The organism is Enterococcus sp. 9D6_DIV0238 (assembly GCF_002174455.2).
In the GTDB taxonomy this organism is placed as follows: domain Bacteria; phylum Bacillota; class Bacilli; order Lactobacillales; family Enterococcaceae; genus Enterococcus_L; species Enterococcus_L dunnyi.
In genome coordinates this window covers 3,434,669-3,460,513 of record NZ_CP147246.1, presented here as the reverse complement: position 1 = coordinate 3,460,513, position 25,845 = coordinate 3,434,669, and the positions used below count along the sequence as shown (strand labels likewise).

Here is a 25,845-nt window from a genome sequence, read left to right as displayed (position 1 = left end):
TAGACTTATCTTGGTTATCGAGCGTGTGTTTTAAACTATGGATACTTTGATTTTTTGATGCTAGTACCTTCAATGAAAGATTGGCTTGTTTCACTAGTAATGTAACTTCGCTCACCCTGCTCGCCAAGTATTGTTCAACATCTGCTCTGGCTTAGCCAGTCGCAGTGTTTCACAACAAAAAGCTTCCGCCCTTTTGTCTTATTTGACAAAAGGACGAAAGCTTGTCTTTCGTGTTACCACCTTGATTTACTATCATTTCACAATAATAGCCTTATACAGTACTTGAATTCGTATACTGTGGTGCTGTAACGGGCACACCCGTAATAAGTTTACTCATGCTCACTTATTCTGCTCAAAGACCATCTTCCATATCAATCACGTTGCCTATTTTCAGCAAACAAGGCTCTCTTTAAAACACTTTTGACATGTACTCTTCTTTTCAAAGCTTTCAATTTATATTGATGAAATTATAGCAACAACCAAAACACTTGTCAAACATTTTTATGCTTATACTAGCTCTTCTTCGTTAACGTCAGTTAAAATAGCGATCCATGCATTTGATTGATTAGGATCATCAAGGACACTTGGCTCATTTTCAGCAGCTTCATTGATAGAAGCGACCGTTCCAGTTACTGGTGAACTAAATTCACTAACTGCTTTTTCCGCTTCCACTTCAATCAAGGAATCACCTTTTTTTAATTCTTGACCCACTTTTGGTAATGTTGCAAAAGTGATATTACCTAATTCTTCTTGCGCTTCATTGGTTAAGCCTACCTTGTATCCTTCAGCGGTTTTCAAGACCCATAAGTTATCAATGATTTTTACTTCTTCAGCCATTATTGAATAGCTCCTTCGTAATCAGATTCTTTAAATCCGTTCGCTAAAAATTGATCTCCTTTAACAAAAATCGGACGTTTGATCAACATGCCGTCTGTCGCTAAAAGCTCGCTGGCTTCTTTGATCGAAAAGTCATTGACTTTGTCTTTCAAGCCTTGTTCTCTATAACGAATACCGCTTGTATTGAAGAAACGACGAACAGGCAGATCACTTTGCTCCATCCAGCTTGTTAACTGTTTTGCTGTTGGCGGATTTTCGATCATATCGATCGTTTCATAGTTGACCTGTTTTTCATCTAACCAAGCCTTTGCCTTTTTACATGTTGAACACTTTGGATACCAGAAAAATGTATACATTCTAACGCCCTCTTTCGTTTAATATTCTTCGATCACTGCTTCTTTTTGATATTTCATAGACATGATCAAACCTACGCCCAGCATATTTCCTAAAATAGATGAACCACCCTGACTAATAAATGGCAACGGAATCCCTGTCAATGGCAGAAGTCCAATGTTTGCACCGATATTTTCAAATACGTGGAACAAGATCATCATGATGATCCCTGTCGCAATATAGGCATAAAATTCATTATTCGTCTCAAAACAAACTTTGATCATGCGGTAAATCAAGATAAAGTATAGCAAAATAATAAAACATCCGCCAATGAAACCAAAGTTTTCTCCCACAACCGTGAAAATCATATCTGATTCTCTGACAGGCACATACACATCGCTATTATTGAATCCTTTACCAAATAATCCGCCTGAACCAATAGCAGTCAACGCAAGCGCTGGTTGCTGCGAACGATTTGGATCATGATGAAACGGCTTCATCCATAAGTCGATCCGTTCAAACTGATAAGACTTAAATCCAACCGAATAAAGAAACTCTCGCCCTGCTGTTGTTGTCACAAGATAAATCGTTCCAGCCCCAATCAAGATAGCTACTAAAAACGTCGGTAAAATAATTTTCCAGGAAATCCCTGACATCAAGAAAACGCCACTGAAAATGGCTAAGAAAACCAACATCGTTCCAAAGTCATCTTGTAGTAAAATCAAAATCAGAACAGGCAGTGTCACCAACAGCATCTTACCGATCAACCAAAAATCAGATTTCAATGTCCGATCAACGTTCTTCACATTATGCATTGTGACAATATAAGCTAGCATCAAAATAAAAGCAATTTTCATCAATTCAGATGGCTGAAACGTCGTACCACCAAAAGAAATCCAGTTTTTAGACCCTGTTTGAGACTCTAAATAAGGATCATAAAACTTAAGCAATAGACCCATCATCACAAGACCAATGGCGTAAAAAATCGGTGTCAATCGCCAAAGTAACTTCGAGTTAAAATGCATCACCACAACGATACTGATGCCGCCAACAAGGTACCATAGTCCTTGCTTCATCAACATATTCCCTATCTCAGGCCGTAACGGATCATTGCTCAATGCTACATATAATGAAAGTATTCCTATGATCGACAGAAGAAAAACAGGTAAGATCACTCCGTAGTCGATTCGATTATCTAAGTTATTTAGTAATTTATTTTTATTCATTCGTCATCCCTTTTCCTTGAATCATACGCTTTTTATTATAACTTTCTATGGATAGAAAAGAAAGTGTAGACTTGAGGATTTTGGAAAAACTTTAGAGAATCAGCTTTAAAGAAGAGCGTGCGAAACAGAAGTAACTACTACACAATGCTTCGATCCTATCAGTTAAGGGATATAATTTCACTATTGTTCAAGGAACAAAATGAAGCTAGTAAAATTAATTCTACATGCTAAAGCACCACAAGTTGAAAGCTTCAAAAATAAACTGAAATCCACAAAAATTTGTAGTACAATTTTCGTGAATTCCAGCTTATTTCTTAGAGTTGAACACTTCTGTCCCACACTCTCTCATTTTTACAAATATTTAATTAGACAAAATCTTAGATTGCCTGCAGCACCTTTTTATCCATCTCACTTAAGATGCCGTCCAGCGCATTTTCCAAATGTTCGTCCAAAAGAAGTTCTACCTGTTTCTCATTTTTTGTTTTCATATAATAGTAAAGTTTCACATGGTCTTCGATCGCATTCGCTCTTCGATCATTCGAATGCACAGATAATTCTCTAAAATAGCTTAAATAATTTTGGATGTTTTCCCTCGTATCTCTAAGCCGAAATAACTGACTCTTAGAGTAAATGAATTCGTTGAAATCAGTGAATATTGAAGCCAATTCCTCACCGTTTTCTCCCTGCTTTTGCATGAGCGACACGATTTGTTCGAACTCTTCAAAATCACGATCATTCATTTCGTGCATTGCAGTGATCGTTGCTAATCGATCCAACGATTTTCTAATGGTGAAAATTTCATACGCATCTTTGCTCGTGATTCCTTTGACGATCATCCCGCTCCCCGGCACATATTCTAAGAGGTTTTCATCATGAAGACGTTGCAGGGCGGAACGTAACGGTGTTCTACTGATACTCACTTTGTTGCAAAGAAATAATTCATTGATCCTCGTCCCTGCTGGAATCTCTCCATTTAAGATCGTTTTTTTCAACGCTGAATACACCACTGTTTTCAATGATTTTGTGCTACTGAAGTCTAAGTTTTCTGCAACAATTTCAGCTACATCTATCATATGTGTCATTTAGTTTGCTCCTATTTGTTTTTTAGCTTAGTTTGTTTCTTAGTACCATTGGTAGAATCCCTTGATTTCGGTAATAATCGATCTCCGTTTCTGACTCAAATCTTGCACGTACTTTAAATCCAGTCACATCGCCATTTGCGTTTGTCGCTCGAACACTAATGATGTCATTTGGTTTGATCGAGTCATCGATAATGAAGTCAAAGCTTTCCTCGCCAGTCAATCCTAAACTATCTGCATCCTGTCCCTCAACAAATTGAAGTGGTAAAACGCCCATCATCAATAGATTCGAACGATGGATTCGTTCAAAACTTTTAGCGATCACTGTATTCACTCCAAGCAGCCGAACACCTTTCGCTGCCCAGTCTCTAGAAGAACCCATGCCATAGTCTTCTCCAGCTAAGATAAGCAAACCAACATCCTCTTTGAGATATTTTTCACTTGCATCAAATATTGTCAAGATCTCTCCAGTTGGAAAATGTTTTGTATATCCGCCTTCTTTCCCATCGGCTAATTCATTACGTAATCGAATGTTATTCAGTGTTCCGCGTACCATCACTTCGTGATTGCCGCGTCGACTGCCGTAAGAGTTAAAGGCTTGAGGTCGCACACCATGCTCTGTCAAATATTTCCCCGCAGGTGACTGTAACGGAATCGAGCCCACTGGAGAAAGGTGATCCGTCGTGATCGAATCGCCCAATTTAGCCAACACTCGTTGATTTTTTAAAGCTTGAATCGACTGAGCTTGAGATTCCAGCGCTTCAAAATAAGGCGGATTGGCAATATAAGTCGATTTTTCATCCCATTCATAAGTCATCGATGGTGTTGTTTCAATATTGTTCCAGTGTTGATTTGAGTTGAACACAGAACCATATTCTTCTTTGTATAGGTCTGTTTTGACATAACGATTGATCAACTGTTCCACTTCCTCATTGCTCGGCATGATGTCTTTCAGATAGACTGGCGCGCCTTCTGAATCAAAGCCTAATGGTTCTGTTGTCAGATCAACATTGACATTTCCGGCTAGAGCATAGGCAATCACTAAGTGCGGTGCTGCTAGATAGCCTGCTTTTACATCGGCATGGATACGTCCTTCAAAATTACGATTGCCACTGAGGACAGCTGAAACAAGTAAATTTTCATCTTGAATCACTTGGCTGATCGTTTCATCCAGTGGTCCAGAGTTTCCAACACAGGTCATACAGCCATAACCAATCACATCAAACCCTAGTTTTTCTAAGTATGGAAGTAAGCCAGCATCTTCAAAGTAACGTGTTGCTACTTTTGAACCAGGCGACAATGATGTCTTCACATATCGTTTCACTGATAATCCTTTTTCAACTGCTTTTTTTGCAAGTAGTCCTGCACTCAGCATGATGAACGGATTACTTGTATTTGTACAACTTGTGATCGAAGCAATAACGACTGCTCCTGTTTCGATCGTCTCTTGTGTACCATCTTCATAGTTGATCGTTGCTTGCTTCTTTTCTTCTCCTGCTGCTAAACCGTACCCGCTGTTCCCATTAGGCTTCGTAAGCGAATCGATGAATCCTTGTTTGACTTTTGATAGTGGCACCAAATCTTGCGGACGTTTGGGTCCTGCTAAGCTTGGTTCGATGTCGCTTAGGTTCAATTCGATGATTTCTGTATAGTCTGCTTCTTTCGCAGCGTCATAAAATAGCTGATTTTCTTTTACATAGGCTTCAATGATCGCTCGTTGTTCAGGATCTCTTCCGCTGAAATCTAAATAGTTGAGTGTTTCTTGATCGATCGGGAAAAATCCGCAAGTTGCCCCATATTCAGGTGCCATATTTGCTACAACAGAACGATCCGATACAGTCAAATGAGCGAGACCTTCACCAAAGTATTCAACAAATTTTCCAACAACATTTTTTTCTCGTAATAGCTGCGTAAGCGTCAAAGCTAAATCTGTAGCAGTCGCGCCATTTTTAAGTGATCCAGTTAAACGAACACCAATAACATCAGGTGTCGTTAAGTAGCATGGCTGTCCTAACATTCCTGCCTCTGCCTCGATGCCGCCAACTCCCCAGCCTAAAACTCCTAGTGCATTGATCATTGTTGTATGTGAATCTGTCCCCACTAAAGTATCTGGGAAAAGAAGGTTTTCGTTTTTAGTGTCTCTTTCCGTTACGACATCCGCCAGATATTCTAAATTGACTTGGTGAACGATCCCGGTTGCCGGTGGAACCACTCTAAACGAATCAAAGGATTGCTCTGCCCATTTAAAGAAACTATAGCGTTCCATATTTCGCGCAAATTCCAGCTCTTCATTTTTCTGAAATGCTGTTTTTGACCCTGCAAAATCAACTTGAACTGAATGATCGATCACTAAATCAACAGGAATTTCTGGATTGATGATATTGGGATCTTGACCAAAATCCTTCACCGCTTTTCTCAAAGAAGCTAAGTCTACGATCGCAGCTCCTCCAGTCAAATCTTGTAAAATAACTCGACCTGGTTTAAAAGGAATTTCGGTTTTTTGACTATTCGGTAAGTTCCAATCCACTAATTGATGAACGACTTTATCACCTTCCGCTGTTTCCTGACGTAAAATATTTTCCAGTAAAATTCTGATGGAATATGGCAGACGGGAAATATCGGCTCCCGTTTTTTCAGCCAATGCCTTTAAACTAAAAAAAGTGTACTCCTTGTTTTGAATTATTATTGTTCTTTTCATCGAGTGACCTCCAAAAAATGTTGTTTTAATATGAAAATACTTTATGATTGATAGTAAAGAAACAGATGAAAGGGGTATCTATTTCATGGAAATAAAAGATTTTGAGTATATTCGAGCAATTTTAGAATTTGAAAATTTGACCAAAGCAGCTGAATCTCTGTACATCACGCAGCCTTCTTTAAGCATGTATTTAAAAAATATGGAAGAGCGTCTAGGTTTTCAAGTGTTTCAGGTCATCGGTAAAAAATTTTCTTTGACCCTATTAGGTGAAGAATATCTAGCAGCCGGATTAAGCATCCTTGAAATCAAAGATAATTTCCAAAGTAAGCTGGAAACAATGTTGGAACAACGCTATGGTAAAATCCGCTTAGCGATTCCTTTATTACGCAGTTCCTATTTGCTGCCTGAAATATTGCCTAAATTCAATACGCTTTATCCAAATGTTCAAATTGAATTGAGTGAGGATGCTTCTGTTGTTCTTGAGAAGAAAATACAAGATGGGCGTGCAGATATTATTATCATGAATAAACCTGACCGTTTCTTAAATATGGATTACGAAATCGTCCGTAGAGAAAAAATATTGCTGGCTGTCCCAAGATCATTTCTTACAGCAGATCTACTTCCAGAAAAATCTCAACCCAAATATCCCTATTTTGATTTACGACAGCTTAAAGATAAACGGTTTATTTTGCATTTTCCCAACCAAAGAACAGGTCAAATGGCTGAAAAAATTTTCCGCTATTATCAAATCAAACCCAAGAATGTATTTTACACAAAAAATATCGAAACAGCTCTCAATCTAACAGTTGCTGGATATGGAGTATCCTTCGTTTACGAAAATCATGTAGAACATCTGAATCTAAAAGAACGCCCCTATTTCTTTTCGATCAGCCAGCCAGATGAACATTTATTTTCTACAGAAGTGTTGATCGGTTATCGTAAAAACCGGATACTCCCACCCTATACACGTGAATTTATTGACCTTTGTAAAACATTAATTTAAAAATGGCAAAGGAATAGCCCCGGTCAAGATCGCGATCGCTAATTGAATGAAGTAGCTGGGGATTCCCCATTTTAAGTATTCTTTTTGGTAATCTCCAAAGCTGACTTCTGTACGATCAACTAATACATAAAGGAACGCCACCAAAGGACTGGCAAAACGTACAGCTTGCCCGATCAACGAAGCTACCCCAATGTTTACTGGAGTCGCGCCAAATGTATACGCAATCGGTGCGATCACAGGTAAAATACCAAAGTAAAACGCATCATTCGGTAAGAAAAATAGCCCCGGTAAAGAAATCAACGCCAGTAAAAGAGGAATATAGCCGCCCATACTTTCAGGCAGTAAGGAAACGATATGCTGCGCAATTCCTTCACTCATTCCACTACCATTCAGCACGCCCATAATAACACCTGCGCCAAAAACTAAACTCACAGGTCCTAGCGCTTCTGAACCATTTGCCGTCAATCGTTGCGCTTGAAGCACAGGATTTTTGTAGTTAACGATCAGTGCGATACTCGTCCCAACTAAGAAGAGTATTCCACCGTTGACAGTATCCAATATCAGTAACGCCATGATGAAAATCGTCAAAATAAAGTTGAACAGTAATAGTTTGGGACGTTTCAAGCTCTCTGGATCTTCATCTAGAGAAGACATGATCGCTGTTAAATCTTCATCCGTGACAATACTTTTCTCTGCTGTATAGCCTAATCTTACACGCTCTTTTTTTCCGTAACTATAAGCCATATACGCTGTAAGGAACATCGCTCCGATCATTCCAGGAATCAAAGGTAAGAAAAATTCTTTAGGCCCAATGTTCAGCACCGGCATGGCCCTAGCCATCGGTCCACTCCACGGCACTAAATTCATGATCGAATTAGGTATGGCAATCAATACTGCCAAGTAGAGCTGCCGCATCTTCATTTTTTTGAATAGAGATAAAACTGCCGCAGTTACGATCAATACAGTTGTTGTTCCGTCACCGTCTAAAGAAACGATCATCGAAATAACTGCTGTAGCTACACAAAGTCGAAGAGGATCTCCTTTTGCCCACTTGATCAAGACTTTACTTAACGGATCAAAAAGACCAACATCTAACATGATCGAGAAGTATAAAATAGCAAATAACAATAAAGTGATCGTCGGTGCGACACCTGATTTCACTTTGCCTCCGGCAAGTTGATAATATAACCCTTCATATATCCACTCAAATACATTTAAGAATGATTGCCCTGTATATCCCGCTGCAATAAACCCGAATGCCAATGGTACAAGAATCAGCCCTGCAAAAGGGGAGATTTTTTTCGAAAGTAATAGTGCCATAAATACAATAATCATCAAATATCCCAATAAAGCCAACATACTCTTTTCATCTCCTTTTTAATCTAAAAAAATACCGTACCCGTTAAAATCTTTCTTGCTGTTCTATAAGATGATATAGAACGAATGATTGCGTCACCTTCTTTTGGTTCTTCATAATCGATAGTAGTTTCGATCAAGCCATCGCCATGACCAAAGCATAATTTCGTTTGATGGTTCGACTGATTCTCTTTTTTAAGAAGCTGATTTGGAATCGTACCAGCTATCACACAAGCTGCTGCAGTGCAAAGTGCGCCTGTCAAAGCAATCGTTTTGTGCGCTTTTTGCATACTCATCATTCGAACAGCTAAGTCGTAGCTATCTGATGCAATCGTTTCACCACTGACAGTTGTGTATGTTTCAGCTTTACTCACTAAAGTCAGTTTAGGTACTCCCGGCGATTCTTTTGCGCTTTGATCTGCCGCTTTGACGAACCCTAGTTTTTCTGCTGCTGCTCCTCTGATTTTTTCCAGTAAAGCTAATCTGTCGTCATTACTATCTATTTCCGAAGCGCTTTCTTTTCCGGTCAAACCAACCTGATCTGCTTCTATAAAAACGAGAGGATTTGCTGCATCAACGATCGATACCTCTATCTCACCTAACCCTTCGATCGTTAATGTATCTACTACATTGCCCGTTGGTAATAATTTTCCAGTCATTGAACCAGCAGGATCAATAAATTCCAACTCGATTTTTAATCCGCTCCCAGGTACTCCAGATATTTTGAAGTCGCCTTCATAACTTAATTTTCCATCAGGCGTAGGAATATGCTCATAGATCACTTTCTTTGTATTCGTGTTATATACTTTAACGGTCGTTATCGGATCAGTCGTTTTTACTAAACCGCTTTCAATTGCGAATACACCAACAGCTGAAGAAATATTTCCGCAATTCCCAGCGTAAGAAACGATCGGCTTATCGATCGCTACTTGAGCGAACGTATAATTTACATCCCACGCTTCTTTTTCTTCAGGTGAAATGATGGCAACCTTACTTGTAGTAGAAACAGCTCCACCTAAGCCATCAATTTGTCTTACATCCGGACTTCCCATTATCTTAAGAAGAACATCATCATAGTTTTCACCAAATTCAGCTAAGTCCTTTTCAAATAAAAAGACACCTTTACTCGTCCCTCCTCTATAAATACTACAATCAATTTTTTTCAATACTATCACTCCTATCTGACATCATTATATGTTTGAAAGAATCCGAAGTACAATCAATGTTTTTGATAATAACCATCAGTGATACTTATTATCAGTTACCGATAGATCAGCGATCAAAAAACAGGCAAGTTTCATTTAATTAAGAAACCTGCCTGTCGTTATTTACAATAAATCATCTATTTACGCTTCTACTATCTCTTTTGCTTTAGCTTTTTTCATTTGACTATAGCAAATGTTCAAAACTAGTCCGATACAAGCAACAACAATTGCAACATAAAACGCATTGGTAAAGCTACCGCCGCTAGCTGAAGCCATACTAACTGCTACTCTCGGTGCAAAAAAAGCAGCTGTAGAGTAACCAATAAATACTATACCGTAATTGACTCCTTGATTGACGGGACCATAATTTTCCATAACAATCGGCGGAAAAACACCCATCACACCGCCAAAACATAATCCTAATGCAATAATTCCAATAGCAAATCCTAGCTGACTCGATAAGACAGTCAATACGATCAACGCCGCAATGATCACACTCAAAATAATATTCAATGTCTTATTTCGGCCTAATTTATCAGAGACAGTTCCCCACAAAACGCGGCCAGCACAATTGCTCAATGAATATAAGCTTACATAAAAAGCGGCAGTTCCTGCACTCAAGCCAAACATCTGCTGCCCGATCACAGAAGCATTTGAAGCGATCATTAAACCAGAAAACGCTCCAGTGCATAACATAAAGAAAATCAAATAAAAATAAGGAGAGCGCAGCATTTGTTTCCAATTTTTATTGATCATTTTCCCACCACGCATCATTTCAGGTGGTGTAAAGCCTTCCGGTACATAATTTGCGGGAGCCGTCTTAATGAAAAAACTGGCGATCACGATAACGATGATATAGGCAATCCCTAATGATCGAAATGCATAAAATACATCGTTGTTTTCGATAAAATAGTTACCTATCGGAGCAGCTATGATCGCTGCTCCACCCATTCCCGCCGTAATAATCCCTGAAGCTAAACCTTTTTTATCCGGAAATAGCTTGATCGTATTACTAAGACAACCAGAATAGGCTAAGCCTTGACCAAAGCCGCCAATAAGTCCGTAAGTCAAATACAGCATTCCTGTACTTGTCACAAAACCAGTCAATAAGAAACCTAATCCAAATAATACGCCCCCAATAACGATCGCCCACTTGGCTAATCCTTTATCTGTAAGAAATCCGCCAAAAATCATAGGAATCGGACCTATCGCTGCATTTATCGTAAAAGCAAGCATGATCTCAGTCATCGTCCAGCCTTTTTCAACGCTTAACGGACCTGCAAAAACACTAAATGCATAGACTGCACCTGTACATAATAATACAGCTGTGGAAGCAATCAGCACTTGCCATCGATTTACTTTAGCATTCATTTTTACTCCTCCATATCTCTCATTAGGTTAGTCTGTCTGTGTATCTTTTAATGCTGTTTTTCCTGCAATTCGGCCAAATGTAAAGATATCTGTCAATGAATTTCCGCCCAATCGGTTGCCTGCGTGAATTCCTCCTGCTACTTCTCCAGCAGCATAAAGTCCCGGAATGATTTTTCCAGATTTATCTAAAACATGTGTTTCAGTGTCGATTTTTAGCCCACCCATCGTATGGTGTACTGCAGGTTTTCTTGGTGTAGCATAAAATGGCGCAACTGTTACTTTTAGATCAAATACATCTTTTCCAAATTCTGGATCGTTTCCTTGATCGACATAACGATTATAGTTATCAATAGTTTCTACAAATACAGCAGGATCCATGCCAAGTTGTTCAGCTAATCCTTCTAATGTGTCAGAACGGAACAAGGTTCCTACCGCTACCTGACGATCGATTTTTTCTTGGGTCGTGTTGTATGCAGTCTTTTTGATTTCATTATCTGCGATCAAGTAGAACAGTCCGCCATTATCGATCGCTGCTTGAGTCAAGGCATCTCGACTGCCATATTCGTTCACAAAACGTTTTCCTTTTTGATTGACCATCACAAAGTTTTGCGGCGGTACCTGCAATCCACTAAACAAAGCTCCCGTTTCCGGATCAGAAACTGGCATCATCTGAGAAAAACCCATTCCAACAAGATCTGCACCAGCACTTTGGCCTAAAAGAATACCATCTCCTGTAATAGCTGGGGAATTGGATGTTTTGATATCATCATCGATTTCAGTCCAATAAGTGTTGTACTCTTTCAGCATTTTCGTGTTTGCCCCAAATCCTCCAGAAGCCAGCACAACAGCATCGGCATGAACTGTTACGCTTTGACCGCCAGCTCCTGAACCAATGATTCCAGTAATCTTACCATTCTCAATAATCAGTTCATCTACAGCTGTATCTGTAATAATTGTTCCACCATTAGTTTCAACAAACGATTGAAGGGCTGAAACAAATGCATAGCCTTCGTTTTTCAACGGCTTATGTCCGCGGCGCCACAATGCACCAACTGGCATAGTCACATCCTCTGCATCAAATTCAACACCGATCTCTTCTAACCATTTAACGGAATCAAGGGCTTGATCTGTAAGGATTTTTACTAGATCATACTGGCCATAAATCACATTTCCTTCTTGGTCTGTCCGTTTTCCTCCAAGATAGGTCTGCATCCGATGGAAAATTGCAGAATCGAATAAATAACCTGTTTTTCCTTTATTTTCATTTAGATAGGCGTCGATTTGTTGTTTCAGTAATCGGAAATCTTCTATATATTCTGGATCGATCGACTCTTCATCGATCTCAGCCATTTCTCTCAGCGTATGGCTTTCTCCTGAAATCGCCTCAAATGTATTTTGCCATTCTGGGTCAGCAGCATTCATCGGACCTCCTGTTCGAACAGTATTTCCACCAACTGCTGGAAATTTTTCGACAACGATGACTTTCTTTCCTTCCTGAAGGACACTTGCTGCTGCAGCTAATCCAGCTCCACCAGCACCCACGACCACTACATCAGTTGTATATTCAGCATCTTCTGCTACAGTGCTTGGTGCCTTTGGACGTTTTCTAAGAACATCTGGGTTTGCTCCAGCCATTTTCACCGCTTTTGCCACACCATCGATCACACCATTACTCGTTACAGAAGCACCAGAAAGCACATCGACATTCAATGTCTGTCCTTCCAAAATCTGTGTCGGAATCCTTGTAAACACAACATCTGCAATGCCTTCTGATTCTCCAGTCGTATCAATATCGATCGACTCGATTCGATCAGTCGTCAACGTAACGACCATCGGCAGATCACCATTATGTCCCGGCGCAGTAACCGTATAATCTCCTGGTTCAAAAGTCACATCTTCTGGAACATTCAATAAATTAGCAATTTCTGTAAAGCGCATAAAACGCCAGAAACAGCTTTCCAAGAAATCGATCGTACGCTCCTCTTTGATATTTCCTTCCTCATCAAACGCTTGATGCGCACGCCCCAGCAAGAATTCATAGCCAGGCATGACAGTCGCATTGACTCCTGGAGCATCTAAAATTTGACGTAAATGAAGCTGTGCGCGAGAAGAACCTTGCACGTCATACGATGCTCCAACGATCATCACTGGCTTCCCGTCAAATGGATGAAGATTGAAAGATAACCACTCAAGGATGCTTTTAAGGGCTGAAGGGATGGAATGGTTATGTTCTGGAGTAGCAATGATGACACCATCTGCTTCCGTAATTTTCCGGTTGAATTCCTGAATGATCTCACTATTTGATTGGTCATTTGTTTCATTAAACATTGGTACATTTGTCAATTCTAAAATTTCAATCTCCGCTTTATGACTGAAATGTTTCTGCATAAACTGTAAAAGTAGACGATTATATGATTCTTGTGCATTTGTCCCTACGATCCCGATAAATTTCATGCTTTTTCTCCCCCATCAGCAAGTTGTTCCCATGTAAATTTTCTATTTTGTTCCGTTTTAAAGCGATGATCTTTGACAAGTTGATTGGTAATTGAGACGAATAAACAAAATTCTTCAAAACATTCGTCTAATTCTTTCACTTTTTCTGAATAAATCAACTCTCCATTTTCGTCAAAAGCTTTTAGAGAATGTCCTAGTAAGAACTCTGAACCAGGCATGATTCTAGCTTTCAGCTCTGGTGCATCTAAAATTTGACGTAAATGAGCTTGTGCTCTTGAAGAACCGAGTGACCCATGTGAGGCACCGACCACCATCACAGGTTTATCGATCAAGGGTCTTGTTGTATACGAAAGCCATTCGATCAAACTTTTTAATACAGCAGGAATCGAATGATCATATTCTGGCGTACTGATGATCACCCCATCTGCCTCGTTGATTTTTTCTGATAATACTCTAATTCCTTCTGGAGCAACCTTATCCTTTGGTTCATTAAACGCTGGAAAATCACCGATTTCACAAACCTCGATCTCAGCAGTTTCTGAAAAATGATTACGCATAAATTGTACTAATTTACGGTTTGTTGATTGAGCGGAATTTGTTCCTACGATCCCAATAAATTTCATAATATACCTTCTTTCTTATTGTGAAACATTGCACATAAAAATCAAAAAAAATAAATAATAAAAGTCATTCATTTCAAAATGAAATAAAAATCGGTATAAAACCAAGAGAATTCCGTAAGTAAACTGTTTTTTATGTGTATTTCTGTTTCTATAAGCAGTGTAAATTAGAAAAAAGCATTTGTGAAATATTTATTTAATTATCGAACTATAAGTATTTTGTTATAATAAAAAGAAAACAATCTAGGAGTAAAAAATGACCTCTATTTATTCATCGAATATGCTGCAGTATCTCGATATGCTCTTAAAACATGGAAACTATACAAAAGCAGCTAAAGATCTGTACATTTCTCAGCCTTATCTTACGCAAACGATCAAAAAGGTCGAACTAGAATTAGAGATCGATATTATTAATCGACAAGCTTCACCGTTACAGTTGACCGAAGCCGGAAAAGTTTATTATCACTATTTGCAATCGCTAGAAACAGAGCAGGACCGCTTTCGAAAAAAAATTTCAGCTTATGCTCCACAAGAACAGACCGTTATTCGAATTGGGGTTTTATCCAGTTTAGGGACCTATCTATTGCCTTTGTTTCTCCCCGACTTCTTAAAAAAGCATCCTGAAATCAGCATTCAGATCATCGAGTCTGTACCCGAACAAACTGAAGAAAAAATTATTGCTAAGGAGCTTGATTTTTTTATAGGGCAAAATCCAGAGTCGATTTCACCAAAGCTTACTGTTTATAGTAAAGGGCCACACGGGTATTATGCAGTCATTCCTAAAACATCGAAGCTATATCAAAAAAATCAGACCATACTTAAACCAAATACACTTTCGATCAAACAGTTACTCCAAGAACCGCTGATTTTAACGACACGCGGCTCAGCAATCAGACGCCAAATAGATTATTTATTACAAAAATTCAAAATCAAGCCGACGATCCTCTTAGAAAGCAATAACATTTTTACTATTTTAGAACTAGCTAAACAAAGTGTGGGGTTGACTTTTATACCTGAAAGTGTCCGTATTTCTAAATTAGATGGCACTTATAACATTTATTCTATGCCTTTAGAACTCTTGTCACTAGACTATTTCATCGCTCATTCCGCTGATAAAACGATGCGTCCGATCGAAAAAGAACTAGTTGATTGCTTTTTAGATCAGTTAGCTATCGATTTAAAGACAAAATAAAAAGACCAGAACATAACTAGATATTGACAGTTAAATGCTAAAACGAAAGCTTTAACATTTGATTGTCAATATACTTAACGAGTGATGATCTGGTCTTTTGAATGACAGATCAACGATCCATCATCTAAGATATTACGTGTTCGAGTGCTCCAGCTAATCCTTGTGTATGTGCCATACGGCCATCCGTCGTGATAACTAAGCCTTCTATTTCTTTTTGCCGCGAAAGAAAAGCAATCACTTCTGCTGCTTTTTTTCCATATAAACGCGTCGTCCAAATTTCGCCATCCAGTGATAGCTTTGAAACGATCGTTAAACTAGCAAGATCCGTTTCAATGGGATAGCCTGTTTCACTGCTAAAGATATGATGATAATTTTTTCCTTGCCATTCAAATTTCCGTTCATAAATTCCTGAAGTCACGACTGACTGATCTTTGATTTTGAGCACTGCCGCATGATTTCCTCGTGGTAAAAATGGATTTTGAAGTCCAATTCGCCAATATCCATCCTCATGATGAGGTGATTCTCCAAATGTCAGAACATTGCCTCCTAGATCAATAAAAGCTGCTTTTGCCCCTTCATTTTTAAAATAATGAATGATTTGATCCGCAAAATAGCCTTTAGCTAAAGCACCAAGGTCGATCGCCATACCGGAATTTTTAAGAAAGACAGTTGTTTCAGCTTCATTCAATTCGATATTTTTGGGATCGATCAAAGAGAGTAATGCTTCAATTCTTTTATCCGATGGATGAGCAGCATTGGAAAAACCAATCCGCCATTCCTGAACCATTGGACCAATAGCAATGTTCAAAAAGCTATTTTCGGCTAAGCTGTGTTGCTTTCCGATTTTTATCAGCTCAAATAAGTCTAAATCTGTTCTTACTGGAGCAATCCCTGCTTGCTGATTGATCTTCATTAAATTAGAACTTGCATCATTTGCGCTGAATCGTTTTTCATAATCCATCAATCTTTTCTGTGCCTCTTTTAAGAGCACCTCAGGATTTTCATGCTGTACCCATATTTGAATCACAGTGCCCATTAAATGGATCGTACATTTCTCTTCTCTCACCCAATCCCTCTCTTCTTATGATCAACTCACTAAACAACAAAATAGTGAAAACAACTTCATTTTAGACTTCACCGTTTTAACTAGTAAAAGTATACTCTTTACATAAAAGTAGAGCAATAAATACTTATATCTATTTATTTCATAAAAATTATATGTTTAGTACATCTCTTATTAAATAAACTTCAGGAAAATAATCAAAAAACAGGATTTTTTTTGTTAAAAATGACTTTCCCAGCGTCTTTTCTCATGATATATTAATATTGTAAATATGTTGTTCTATCGTTTCGTATAAAAAAGGAGGAAATTATGAAAAAGAAGATGTTAGGGATTTTCTTTGGTTTTGTGATGATCATCAGTACAGTATGCTCAATCGATACTGTAAGCGCTGCACCTATTGACAACGTAACTTATACCGTCCATGGACAGGACTATGGTTGGCAAAAACAAGTATCTAACGGAACTATGGCTGGCTCAACTGGTAAAAACAAGCGTTTGGAAGCTATGAAACTCAATGTTACTGGTGACGGCGGCATCACATACCAATTACATGGACAAGACTATGGCTGGCAAAGCTGGAAAAAAGATGGCGAGCTAGGTGGAAGTACAGGTACTGGAAAAAGAGTCGAAGCTCTTAAAATTCAATTAACTGGTAATCTTAAAAATAAATATGATATTTATTATCGAGTTCATGGACAAGATTATGGCTGGCAGGAATGGAAACGAAATGGCGAGCTTGCTGGCACAACGGGCAAAAAGAAAAAGGTAGAAGCAATAGAAATTCGTCTAGTTGCTAAGACTCCACAGGTTTACTACTCTGCTCATGGTCAAGACTACGGTTGGCAAAGTCAAGTGGGTGATGGTATCACTGCTGGTACAACTGGAAAAAATAAACGTGTGGAAGCATTAAAAATCAATACAACTGGTGATGGTGGTATCAGCTATCAAGTCCACGGACAGGACTATGGTTGGCAGAATTGGAAAAGCGATGGTGCCCTTGGTGGTACTTCCGGACAAAAAAAACGCGTAGAAGCCATTAAGATTGAATTAACTGGGAATTTAAAGCAAACGCATGATGTATATTATCGAGTCCATGGACAAGATTATGGCTGGCAAGGTTGGAAGAAAAATGCTGAACTAGCCGGCAGTATTGGACAAAAGAAAAAGTTAGAAGCCATTGAGATCAAGCTTGTTGAAAAAGAAACGATTCCTGTTACTGAAATCGACATGAGCGTCACGAAAGCAAACTTGATCGTTGGTGAAAAAACGACAGCACCTGCTTTTGTCTACCCTAGAAATGCGACAGATAAGTCTATCACATACAGCAGCATCAACCCTGCTATCGCGACGATCGATCAGCTAGGCAACATCACAGCTGTTGGGGTAGGTTCTACAACGATCACAGCAACGTCTCACAACGGGATCAAAAAAAGTCAAACCGTAACGGTGAGCGCAAAATCAACAATCACATTTAATTACAAAGATACAGATGACAACGTTCTTCAAACTACAACTAGCGACACACAAGCAATCGGCACAACCAAAACATATAATGCACCATCGATCAAAGGTTATACGGCTCAAGAGCCAAGTTCCCAAACAATAACTTTTACAGAAAATGATCAGCAAGCAACATTTATCTATAAGAAAAACGAAGTAGTTATGCATACTCTTACGATCAATTATGTTTACAATAACAATACCATGATTCGATTACCTGAGATCATTGAAATTCCTGAAGGCGAAACGTATACTGCTATTGCCCCTGAATTTGATGAATGTACACTCAAAGGGGATACGTCTCAAACAATCACGAATATGAGTGCCGACCAAAGCATCACTTTCACCTATCAGATGACTTTGAAAACTGCGGGTGAACAAAATATCGAACTGGTTCTAGCCTACTTGATCAATCAATATCGATTAGAGAACGGAAAAGCTGAAATGACTCATGATGCTCTTTATCAATTAGGCAACAGAAATCGAGCAAGAGAGTTATCAACGTCGTTTACTCCCCTTCGTCCAGATGGTAGATCGTTTAAGACGGTGATTCAGGAAACTGGGATCGACATGGCGAAACATAACCCAACAGTCCAAGCTATTGGAAACATGACTGATGTAGGTAAGCCTGTTGCCTCAGGACATGCCGAAGATATGGCGAAAGAGATCCTTGATTTTTGGAAGAATGATCCAACAGATAATGCTGCCCTTCTTGCAGAAGAGCTCAATGAATTTTCAGTGGGTGTCTATCTTTTACCGACAAATGATTTAGGGGCTCATTCAATGTACTTTGTGTTTATAGGTGGAGTTGGATCATAAAATATACATTTAATTTTAGATAATGTTGAAAAGAAGCACATCGACAAAAAATCCTGGATTGATGAAAAGTAATTTTCATGAATCCAGGATTTTTTTATAAAGAAGTTTCTCTAGAGCCAACGTTTACTTGTGCTTGTGCAAAAAAAGAAATACTTAATTTTATTCTATACACCATTAATCTGTCTTCTTATTTCTGTATAATACACAAGCAGACTGTCTTCTAACAAACTGTTAGCAAAAACAGTTGATTTTTATCTTTTACTCACTCTTTACAATCAATACTCACACAGTTACTGTATATATTATTTCGTTTTACCTACTATGATATAATATTTCTAAATAAAAAGGAGGCATTATTATGAAAAAATTTTTTAAATGGGTATTCTTGATTTTAGGAATTCTAGTATTGTTGGTCAATATTCCATTACTGCTCAGAAATATAATAATATTATTAAATTCTATTTATCTAACATCTGCTGAAAAAGGTGTTGTATTTGGAGAAATTATTGCTAATATCGGCTTACCTGCCTTATTTTTTATAGGTTTCTTTTTATTGCGTGAAAACTAAATTGCAGACGATTGAGGCTTGATCAGAAAATAGCGAAAAGGAATGCTTCTAGTCTTAAGACGCTTAAAGAACAGCAACAACATTTTCCCATTTACACTGAATATGTTAACTATACAAAACCCTCGAAACCTTAAATTTCAAAGACTTCGAGGGTTACTTATATGCCAGCTGCAGGGATCGAACCTGTGACCTATGCGTTACGAGTGCATTGCTCTACCAACTGAGCTAAGCTGGCGACACAAACAAAATTATAAAACGAATCTGTTTTTTTGTAAAGTCTTTGGATGTATTTTCTTCAAAAATCAGACTTGTGAATTTTTTCTTCAAATGTGGTATAATAGAAGTAGTTAAGAAAGGAAGTTTTTTATAAATGTCTAATTTCGGTAACTTTAATCGCCCTGTCGTGCCTTCTTCTGAAGGGGAATTATTCACTGTTGATACTCAAGTCACTTTCTTGATGCATGGCCAACAACAAACTGGAATCATCACTAAGCAACTTAGTAATTCCGCTGTTGTAGAAATTGATGAAAACTCTGATAACACTGACTTGATGGTCAAAAGCAACGGAGTCATCGTCATCAATTACAAAAAATTACAAAAAGTCTAACTACTTCCATCCAAACAATCTTGGATGGATTTTTTTTCATAAAAAAACCATAACAGATGTTGTAAATAAAACGAATCTGCTATGGTTTATTTTATTATTTAGTTCCGAATAAACGGTCACCGGCATCGCCCAAGCCTGGAACGATGTAGCCATTTTCATCTAATTTTTCGTCTAAAGCAGCTGTGTAGATATCAATATCTGGATGAGCTTCTTGTAACGCTTTGACCCCTTCCGGCGCTGCAACTAAGCAGACGAATTTGATGTTGCTGCCGCCGCGTTTTTTCAATGCATCGATTGCCATGATCGCTGAACCACCTGTCGCTAACATCGGGTCAACAACGAACAATTGACGAACATCGATATCTTCCGGCATTTTTACGAAATACTCCACAGGTTCTAATGTATCGTGGTCACGGTACAAACCGATATGTCCAACTTTAGCTGCTGGAATCAATTCCAAAATACCATCTACCATTCCAATACCTGCACGTAAAATCGGTACGATCGCTACCTTTTTACCAGTTAATGTTTTTTGTGTTGATTTACAGATAGGTGTCTCAATAACGACATCTTCTAACGGCATATCTCTTGATACTTCATAGGCCATCAACATCGCAATCTCATTCACGACTTCACGAAAAACCTTTGTTCCACAATCCTTATCTCTAATGATTGTTAATTTGTGTTGGATCAGCGGATGATCGATTACTTGGAATTTTCCCATGTTCATTCTCCTTCAATAATTTATTCCTTCCTATTGTAAAACAAAATCGAGCGATTGACTAGTCAATCACTCGAATCTTTTACTTATAAAGTGGATATTTTTTTGTCAGCTCACTCACAGATGCACGAACTTCTGATAGTGTCACTTCATTTTCATGATCTTTTAAGACTTTTACGATCAATTTAGCCACTTCTACACAATCGTCTTCTTTGAAGCCGCGAGTTGTGATTGCAGGAGTACCGATTCGGATCCCGCTTGTTTTGAATGGGCTAAGTTGCTCAAATGGTATCGAGTTTTTGTTTGCAGTGATATTCACACTATCCAAAATCGCTTCCGCTTCTTTTCCATTCAAACCAAAACCAGAGACGTCGATCAATAATAAATGATTATCTGTCGAACCGCTCACTAAACGAGCTTCTGGTGCTTGATTGAAAACTTTTGTCATTGCTTTGGCATTCTCGATCACTTGTTCACTGTATTCTTTAAAGCTAATATCCAGCGCTTCTTTAAAAGCAACTGCTTTACCAGCGATGACATGTTCTAATGGTCCGCCCTGAATCCCAGGGAATATATTGCTATTGATTTTTTTAGCTAAGTCTTCATCGTTGGTCAAAATCAACCCGCCGCGAGGACCGCGTAATGTTTTATGAGTTGTTGAAGTCGTGATATCTGCATATGGTACTGGATTTGGATGAAGGCCTGCTGCAACTAAGCCAGCAATATGAGCCATATCCACCATTAATTTTGCTCCAACTTCATCTGCGATTTCGCGGAATTTAGCAAAATCGATGATTCTAGAATAGGCACTTGCACCAGCAACGATCAATTTTGGTTGATGTTCACGTGCTAAAATGCGTACAACATTATAATCGATCACTTCTGTAGTCGGATCCACACCATAACTAACAAAGTTATAGGTTTTTCCACTGAAATTCACTGGTGATCCATGTGTTAAATGTCCTCCCGCAGACAAATCCATGCCCAACACCGTGTCCCCTGGCTCGATCAATGAAAGATAAGCTGCTGTATTCGCTTGTGAGCCTGAGTGCGGCTGTACATTCGCAAACTTAGCACCAAACAGCTCTTTTGCACGATCGATCGCTAAATCTTCAACGATATCGATAAACTCACAGCCGCCATAATACCGTTTGCCCGGATAACCTTCAGCATATTTGTTCGTTAAAATACTTCCTTGCGCCGCCATTACTCCTTTTGAAACAACATTCTCAGATGCGATCAGCTCCAAATTGTTTTCTTGACGGTCATTTTCTTTCGCGATTGCCTCCCATAAATCAGGATCAAATGTTTTATAATCCATTAAACAAGCCTCCATTTCATTCAGATGTCTCGATTGTATCATACTTAAATGCTCTCTACTCGAAAATAGAATCTTTTTTTAAAATTTTTTGGTTTGCAGCTTTTTTTAACCGGTTCATGTAAGCGATCCCTAGGCCAGTCTCCGGAAATCCCTGAGCAAAAATAACATCGATCTCTGTCTCATCCAGTGCTCTCAAACCAGCAAATAACCACTTTGTCGCTGACTCTACGGAGGGCTGCCCGAATGAAAAGGTCTCATTGACTTTTTTTGTCTCAACGATGATCTGATCATCTGCAAAAAGACCAACTTTTTTATGGTTCTTGAATGCCCAATCGATTGCTTGATCAAACACCTCTAAACCGCCCTCAATGATCCAAACAGGTACATCTGGAGAATAATGCTTGTATTTCATTCCAGGAGCTTTAGGTGCTTCACTTTCGCTGATCAAGTGCTGATCGACCGCTACCTGTCCAATGACTGCTTCCAGCTGTTCTTTCGTGACTGCCCCAGGTCGAAGTATCACTGGGACACCGTCAGAAGAAGTCAAATCTAAAACAGTAGATTCTACCCCGATTTGAGTGGGTCCATCATCTAATATACCAGCAATTTTCCCTTCAAGATCATGATAAACATGATCGGCCGTTGTAGGACTTGGTTTTCCAGAAGTATTAGCGCTTGGTCCAACAATAGGCACACCTGCTTTTTTGATCAAATCGATCGTCTGCTGATTATTCGGCATACGAAAAGCAACGGTCTGCAATCCGCCTGTAACTGTTTTTGAAAAGGCAGCTGGTTTTACATTGAAGATCATCGTTAGCGGTCCAGGCCAAAAAGCGCTCACTAATGCTGCAGTTTGCTTTGGAAAATCAGTGACGTACTCTTTGACCATCTCAAAATCACTGACATGGACGATCAGCGGATTATCACTGGGACGCCCCTTGACAGCATAAACCTGTTTGACTGCTGACTCATCCAAAGCATTGGCACCAAGACCGTATACTGTCTCAGTCGGAAAGGCAATGAGCTCCCCTTGGCGAAGCAAATTTGCCGCTTGATCTATTTCATCAACTGTAAATAGTTTTGTTTCCACATTTTCACCCCGCTTTTTCATCTGGTGTGACTGCTACCATTCGTTCATTACCAGATAAATCTTTAAGTACTCGAACGACATGTCCAGGAAAAGCCTGCTGAAATAATTCTTTCACTGCTTTCCCTTGCTGAAATCCGATTTCTAAATATATTTTCCCTTTAGGTGCTAAAATCTTCGGTGCTTCTTGTGCTAAACGCTGATAAATAGCCAAACCGTCCTGCTCTGCAAAAAGAGCTGTTTTAGGTTCAAACGTGCGGACACTTTCATCCATCAGGCGCCACTCATCATTACTGATATAAGGCGGGTTTGAGATCAAAAGATCAATTGCTTTTCCTTCTAAAGGTTTTAGAAGATCCCCTTGTAGAAAATCCACTGCTGCATGTAATCTCTTGGCATTTCCTTCAGCAACTCTTAAAGCTTCAACAGAAATATCAACTGCTAAGATTTGCCAGCTTGGACGATTTGCCTTCAAACTGATTGCGATTGCTCCTGTACCTGTACCGATATCTACAACGGTCAAAGGCTCATCAGGATTTTCTTTTAGACAAAGTTCAACAAGTTCTTCTGTTTCCGGTCTAGGAATAAGTGTATGTTCGTTTACAGAAAAGCGCTGTTCATAAAAGTCAGCATAGCCTAATAAATATTGAGCTGGATAATGATCTGCTAACAAGGCTAGGTCTGTCTCAAGCTGCTGCTCTTCTTCTTCAGGCATTTCATCTTTTAAATGGATCAGCCAATCTGTCTTGCTCCAGTTTTTCCGCTCTAAAAAGACAAAAAGGATACTTTGACCTTCAATCCCTTGTTCTTCCAAAAAAGAAGAAGCCCGTTCAAGGACTTCAAAATACCGGTTACCCATTTTGCATCTCTTCTAGTTTTGAGGTTTGATCATACAGTACTAATGCATCCACGATTTCATCCAGCTTTCCAGCTAAAATTTGATCTAATTTTTGGATCGTCAAACCAATTCGGTGATCTGTTACACGGTTTTGCGGGAAATTATAGGTACGAATACGCTCTGAACGATCGCCTGTCCCCACAGCAGATTTCCGATTTGCATCGTACTCATTTTGTGCTTCTTGTTGAATTTGGTCATACACTCTGGCACGTAAAATTTTCATTGCCTTTTCACGGTTTTTGATTTGAGAACGTTCATCCTGCATTGCTACAGCAATTCCTGTTGGAATATGAGTCAAACGAACAGCAGATGCCGTTTTGTTGACGTGCTGACCTCCCGCCCCAGAGGCATGGTAAATGTCCGTACGAATATCCTTGTCTTCCAGCTCAAGTTCGACTTCCTCTGCTTCCGGCAACACCACTACTGTCGCTGTAGAGGTATGGATTCGTCCTTGTGATTCCGTTGAAGGGACACGTTGTACACGATGTGCACCACTCTCATACTTTAATTTAGAGAAAACGTTCTCCCCAGAAATCATCATGATGACTTCTTTATAGCCGCCGATCCCAGTAATACTCGCTTCCATAACATCTGTTTTCCAGCCTTGGGATTCTGCATATTTTTGGTACATGCCGAATAGATCCCCCGCAAATAATGCGGCTTCATCTCCACCAGCTGCTCCGCGAATTTCCATGATAATATTTTTATCGTCATTTGGATCTGTTGGTAATAGTAAAATCTTGATTCGTTCTTCAAGCACTTCTTTTTCTTTTTTTAGTTCTGAAAGTTCTTCTTTTGCCATTTCAGTCATTTCAGCATCCATTTTTTCACCTAATAACTCTTCGGTGTCACTGATTCCTTCGATGACTTGTTTATAACGGCGGTAGACTTCTACTGTTTCACGAGTATTCGCCTCTTCTTTTGATAGCTGCATAAAGCGTTTCGTATCACTAATGACTTCAGGGTCACTTAGTAATTCACCCAGCTCTTCATAGCGATCTTCGATTGATTGTAACTGATCGTACATAGTCAACTGCTCCTTTTTTGTTTGATAACATTTTTATTCATTTATTTATCGTTTACTTTCCTTCTTGTTCCCCATCGATCGGCGGGTGAAAGTAATGATTACGGCAGACTGGATAATAGGCTTCATTACCGCCAATTTGAACTTGTGTGCCTTCATAGACAGGCTTACCATCGATATAATGCAAGTTCATTGTCGCTTTCTTATGGCAGAACCAACAAATTGTTTTTAGCTCTTCTAATTTATCTGCATAAAGCATCAAATATTTAGATCCTTCAAACAGCTCGTTACGAAAATCATTTTTCAAGCCAAACGCCATGACTGGAATATTTAGCTCATCGACTACTCGAGCAAATTCGATCACATGCTGCTTACCTAAAAATTGAGATTCATCCACTAAAATACAATAAGGTTTGTATTCTAGATTTTGGATCAATTCATAGACATTGGTTTCTTTAAAAATTGGGATTGCTTCTCTTCTAAGGCCGATACGACTTGAAACGACACCAACGCCATCTCTAGTGTCTAGTCCGCTTGTCATGATCACAACAGGTTTGTCCTGTTCTTCATAATTGTGAGCTACTTTTAAAATTTCAATGGTTTTCCCACTGTTCATCGCGCCATATTTAAAAAATAATTGTGCCATTTATCCGTCGTCACCTTTCGTTTTGTTCCTCTCGTATTTTACTATAAAACTGCAGTTTTTTACAGTGGTAAATTTATGGCATATCGAACAAGAGCTTTTTTTCTATAAATTTTCTCTTCCTTCTCTCCTTTGCCTCTTTTTATAATGTTGGAAAATATAAAAACTGTAGACTGATTTTCATAAAAATAGACAATAAAAGAATCGATCTATCGAAATC

22 protein-coding genes, 1 tRNA gene and 1 other annotated feature are annotated in these 25,845 nt (G+C 38.9%); of the genes, 5 read left to right on the top strand and 18 right to left on the bottom strand.

What is annotated here, in order from left to right; genetic code table 11:
• Window positions 1-206: 206 nt before the first annotated feature.
• Window positions 207-452 (bottom strand) — a binding site (T-box leader).
• A 55-nt stretch (window positions 453-507) separates the two neighbouring features.
• The 5 genes from A5889_RS16260 to acnA all read right to left on the bottom strand — a co-directional run bounded on the left by A5889_RS16260 (window position 508) and on the right by acnA (window position 6,173).
• Window positions 508-840 (bottom strand): glycine cleavage system protein H, encoded by a 333-nt coding sequence (locus A5889_RS16260; protein WP_303393935.1) that lies wholly within the window; start codon window positions 838-840, stop codon window positions 508-510.
• Window positions 837-1,193 (bottom strand): arsenate reductase family protein, encoded by a 357-nt coding sequence (locus A5889_RS16255; RefSeq protein WP_087639813.1) that lies wholly within the window; start codon window positions 1,191-1,193, stop codon window positions 837-839. Before A5889_RS16255 ends, A5889_RS16260 begins: the two co-directional genes overlap by 4 nt.
• 18 nt (window positions 1,194-1,211) lie before the next feature.
• Window positions 1,212-2,396, bottom strand: coding sequence for an FtsW/RodA/SpoVE family cell cycle protein (locus tag A5889_RS16250; RefSeq protein WP_087639812.1), 1,185 nt, complete (start codon window positions 2,394-2,396; stop codon window positions 1,212-1,214).
• A gap of 377 nt (window positions 2,397-2,773) precedes the next feature.
• Window positions 2,774-3,478, bottom strand: coding sequence for a GntR family transcriptional regulator (locus A5889_RS16245; protein WP_087639811.1), 705 nt, complete (start codon window positions 3,476-3,478; stop codon window positions 2,774-2,776).
• Between the two features lie 22 nt (window positions 3,479-3,500).
• Entirely contained in the window at window positions 3,501-6,173 is a 2,673-nt protein-coding gene (gene acnA / locus A5889_RS16240; RefSeq protein ID WP_087639810.1) for an aconitate hydratase AcnA, read from the bottom strand.
• An 85-nt stretch (window positions 6,174-6,258) separates the two neighbouring features.
• On the opposite strand from acnA, the gene A5889_RS16235 reads away from it, so the two are divergent.
• Window positions 6,259-7,176 (top strand): LysR family transcriptional regulator, encoded by a 918-nt coding sequence (locus tag A5889_RS16235; RefSeq protein WP_087640413.1) that lies wholly within the window; start codon window positions 6,259-6,261, stop codon window positions 7,174-7,176.
• Here the strand turns inward: A5889_RS16235 and A5889_RS16230 are convergent.
• The 5 genes from A5889_RS16230 to A5889_RS16210 all read right to left on the bottom strand — a co-directional run bounded on the left by A5889_RS16230 (window position 7,168) and on the right by A5889_RS16210 (window position 14,185).
• Window positions 7,168-8,535 carry a CitMHS family transporter gene (locus A5889_RS16230; RefSeq protein ID WP_087639809.1) on the bottom strand — a complete coding sequence of 456 codons (1,368 nt, stop codon included), beginning with the start codon at window positions 8,533-8,535 and terminating at the stop codon, window positions 7,168-7,170. The genes A5889_RS16235 and A5889_RS16230 overlap by 9 nt on opposite strands.
• 23 nt (window positions 8,536-8,558) lie before the next feature.
• The gene (locus tag A5889_RS16225; RefSeq protein ID WP_254909545.1) at window positions 8,559-9,707 is read right to left on the bottom strand and encodes a 2-methylaconitate cis-trans isomerase PrpF family protein; all 1,149 of its coding nucleotides are present in this window, start codon (window positions 9,705-9,707) and stop codon (window positions 8,559-8,561) included.
• 171 nt (window positions 9,708-9,878) lie between these two features.
• Complete coding sequence (locus A5889_RS16220; RefSeq protein WP_087639807.1) at window positions 9,879-11,108, bottom strand: L-lactate MFS transporter; 1,230 nt, start codon at window positions 11,106-11,108, stop codon at window positions 9,879-9,881.
• A 27-nt stretch (window positions 11,109-11,135) separates the two neighbouring features.
• Complete coding sequence (locus tag A5889_RS16215) at window positions 11,136-13,562, bottom strand: flavocytochrome c (protein WP_087639806.1); 2,427 nt, start codon at window positions 13,560-13,562, stop codon at window positions 11,136-11,138.
• On the bottom strand, window positions 13,559-14,185 hold the full coding sequence (locus A5889_RS16210) for an NADPH-dependent FMN reductase (RefSeq protein WP_087639805.1): 627 nt from the start codon (window positions 14,183-14,185) through the stop codon (window positions 13,559-13,561). Before A5889_RS16210 ends, A5889_RS16215 begins: the two co-directional genes overlap by 4 nt.
• Before the next feature lie 253 nt (window positions 14,186-14,438).
• On the opposite strand from A5889_RS16210, the gene A5889_RS16205 reads away from it, so the two are divergent.
• Window positions 14,439-15,374 (top strand): LysR family transcriptional regulator, encoded by a 936-nt coding sequence (locus A5889_RS16205; RefSeq protein ID WP_087639804.1) that lies wholly within the window; start codon window positions 14,439-14,441, stop codon window positions 15,372-15,374.
• 124 nt (window positions 15,375-15,498) lie between these two features.
• Here the strand turns inward: A5889_RS16205 and A5889_RS16200 are convergent, their stop codons facing one another.
• A complete protein-coding gene (locus tag A5889_RS16200; RefSeq protein WP_422389707.1) occupies window positions 15,499-16,440 on the bottom strand; it encodes an FAD:protein FMN transferase in 942 nt (313 codons plus the stop codon).
• Window positions 16,441-16,746: 306 nt separating this feature from the next.
• Between A5889_RS16200 and A5889_RS16195 the strand changes: the two genes are divergently transcribed.
• Together A5889_RS16195 and A5889_RS16190 are read left to right on the top strand one after the other, a co-directional pair.
• Window positions 16,747-18,756, top strand: a complete 2,010-nt coding sequence (locus tag A5889_RS16195; protein ID WP_087639803.1) for an Ig-like domain-containing protein — start codon at window positions 16,747-16,749, stop codon at window positions 18,754-18,756.
• A gap of 358 nt (window positions 18,757-19,114) precedes the next feature.
• Complete coding sequence (locus tag A5889_RS16190; RefSeq protein ID WP_087639802.1) at window positions 19,115-19,324, top strand: hypothetical protein; 210 nt, start codon at window positions 19,115-19,117, stop codon at window positions 19,322-19,324.
• Between the two features lie 162 nt (window positions 19,325-19,486).
• Here A5889_RS16190 and A5889_RS16185 read toward each other — a convergent pair.
• A tRNA-Thr gene (locus A5889_RS16185) sits at window positions 19,487-19,559 on the bottom strand.
• 135 nt (window positions 19,560-19,694) lie between these two features.
• Here A5889_RS16185 and A5889_RS16180 point away from each other — a divergent pair.
• Window positions 19,695-19,931: a hypothetical protein gene (locus tag A5889_RS16180; protein WP_087639801.1), complete on the top strand. Its 237-nt coding sequence runs from the start codon at window positions 19,695-19,697 to the stop codon at window positions 19,929-19,931.
• Window positions 19,932-20,025: 94 nt separating this feature from the next.
• Here the strand turns inward: A5889_RS16180 and upp are convergent, their stop codons facing one another.
• From upp to A5889_RS16150, 6 genes are all read right to left on the bottom strand, one after another.
• Window positions 20,026-20,655: a uracil phosphoribosyltransferase gene (upp, locus tag A5889_RS16175; RefSeq protein ID WP_087639800.1), complete on the bottom strand. Its 630-nt coding sequence runs from the start codon at window positions 20,653-20,655 to the stop codon at window positions 20,026-20,028.
• Window positions 20,656-20,734: 79 nt separating this feature from the next.
• Window positions 20,735-21,973, bottom strand: coding sequence for a serine hydroxymethyltransferase (gene glyA / locus A5889_RS16170; RefSeq protein ID WP_087639799.1), 1,239 nt, complete (start codon window positions 21,971-21,973; stop codon window positions 20,735-20,737).
• A gap of 55 nt (window positions 21,974-22,028) precedes the next feature.
• On the bottom strand, window positions 22,029-23,063 hold the full coding sequence (locus A5889_RS16165) for an L-threonylcarbamoyladenylate synthase (protein ID WP_087640411.1): 1,035 nt from the start codon (window positions 23,061-23,063) through the stop codon (window positions 22,029-22,031).
• Between the two features lie 4 nt (window positions 23,064-23,067).
• Window positions 23,068-23,919 carry a peptide chain release factor N(5)-glutamine methyltransferase gene (prmC, locus tag A5889_RS16160; RefSeq protein WP_087639798.1) on the bottom strand — a complete coding sequence of 284 codons (852 nt, stop codon included), beginning with the start codon at window positions 23,917-23,919 and terminating at the stop codon, window positions 23,068-23,070.
• The gene (gene prfA / locus A5889_RS16155; RefSeq protein ID WP_087639797.1) at window positions 23,912-24,985 is read right to left on the bottom strand and encodes a peptide chain release factor 1; all 1,074 of its coding nucleotides are present in this window, start codon (window positions 24,983-24,985) and stop codon (window positions 23,912-23,914) included. The genes prmC and prfA overlap by 8 nt, the downstream gene beginning before the upstream one ends.
• 52 nt (window positions 24,986-25,037) lie before the next feature.
• The gene (locus tag A5889_RS16150) at window positions 25,038-25,628 is read right to left on the bottom strand and encodes a thymidine kinase (protein ID WP_087639796.1); all 591 of its coding nucleotides are present in this window, start codon (window positions 25,626-25,628) and stop codon (window positions 25,038-25,040) included.
• Window positions 25,629-25,845 lie beyond the last annotated feature (217 nt).

Excerpts from the sequence above, each read along its gene's own strand:
- A5889_RS16250 (WP_087639812.1), bottom strand. The coding sequence starts at position 2,396 with ATGAATAAAAATAAATTACTAAATAACTTAGATAATCGAATCGACTAC.
- A5889_RS16195 (WP_087639803.1), top strand. The coding sequence starts at position 16,747 with ATGAAAAAGAAGATGTTAGGGATTTTCTTTGGTTTTGTGATGATCATC.
- A5889_RS16245 (WP_087639811.1), bottom strand. The coding sequence starts at position 3,478 with ATGACACATATGATAGATGTAGCTGAAATTGTTGCAGAAAACTTAGAC.
- A5889_RS16230 (WP_087639809.1), bottom strand. The coding sequence starts at position 8,535 with ATGTTGGCTTTATTGGGATATTTGATGATTATTGTATTTATGGCACTA.
- A5889_RS16180 (WP_087639801.1), top strand. The coding sequence starts at position 19,695 with ATGTCTAATTTCGGTAACTTTAATCGCCCTGTCGTGCCTTCTTCTGAA.
- A5889_RS16210 (WP_087639805.1), bottom strand. The coding sequence starts at position 14,185 with ATGAAATTTATTGGGATCGTAGGAACAAATTCCGCTCAATCAACAAAC.
- A5889_RS16190 (WP_087639802.1), top strand. The coding sequence starts at position 19,115 with ATGAAAAAATTTTTTAAATGGGTATTCTTGATTTTAGGAATTCTAGTA.
- prfA (WP_087639797.1), bottom strand. The coding sequence starts at position 24,985 with ATGTACGATCAGTTACAATCAATCGAAGATCGCTATGAAGAGCTGGGT.
- A5889_RS16220 (WP_087639807.1), bottom strand. The coding sequence starts at position 11,108 with ATGAATGCTAAAGTAAATCGATGGCAAGTGCTGATTGCTTCCACAGCT.
- A5889_RS16205 (WP_087639804.1), top strand. The coding sequence starts at position 14,439 with ATGACCTCTATTTATTCATCGAATATGCTGCAGTATCTCGATATGCTC.
- A5889_RS16235 (WP_087640413.1), top strand. The coding sequence starts at position 6,259 with ATGGAAATAAAAGATTTTGAGTATATTCGAGCAATTTTAGAATTTGAA.
- A5889_RS16255 (WP_087639813.1), bottom strand. The coding sequence starts at position 1,193 with ATGTATACATTTTTCTGGTATCCAAAGTGTTCAACATGTAAAAAGGCA.
- A5889_RS16215 (WP_087639806.1), bottom strand. The coding sequence starts at position 13,562 with ATGAAATTTATCGGGATCGTAGGGACAAATGCACAAGAATCATATAAT.
- prmC (WP_087639798.1), bottom strand. The coding sequence starts at position 23,919 with ATGGGTAACCGGTATTTTGAAGTCCTTGAACGGGCTTCTTCTTTTTTG.
- upp (WP_087639800.1), bottom strand. The coding sequence starts at position 20,655 with ATGGGAAAATTCCAAGTAATCGATCATCCGCTGATCCAACACAAATTA.
- A5889_RS16150 (WP_087639796.1), bottom strand. The coding sequence starts at position 25,628 with ATGGCACAATTATTTTTTAAATATGGCGCGATGAACAGTGGGAAAACC.
- glyA (WP_087639799.1), bottom strand. The coding sequence starts at position 21,973 with ATGGATTATAAAACATTTGATCCTGATTTATGGGAGGCAATCGCGAAA.
- acnA (WP_087639810.1), bottom strand. The coding sequence starts at position 6,173 with ATGAAAAGAACAATAATAATTCAAAACAAGGAGTACACTTTTTTTAGT.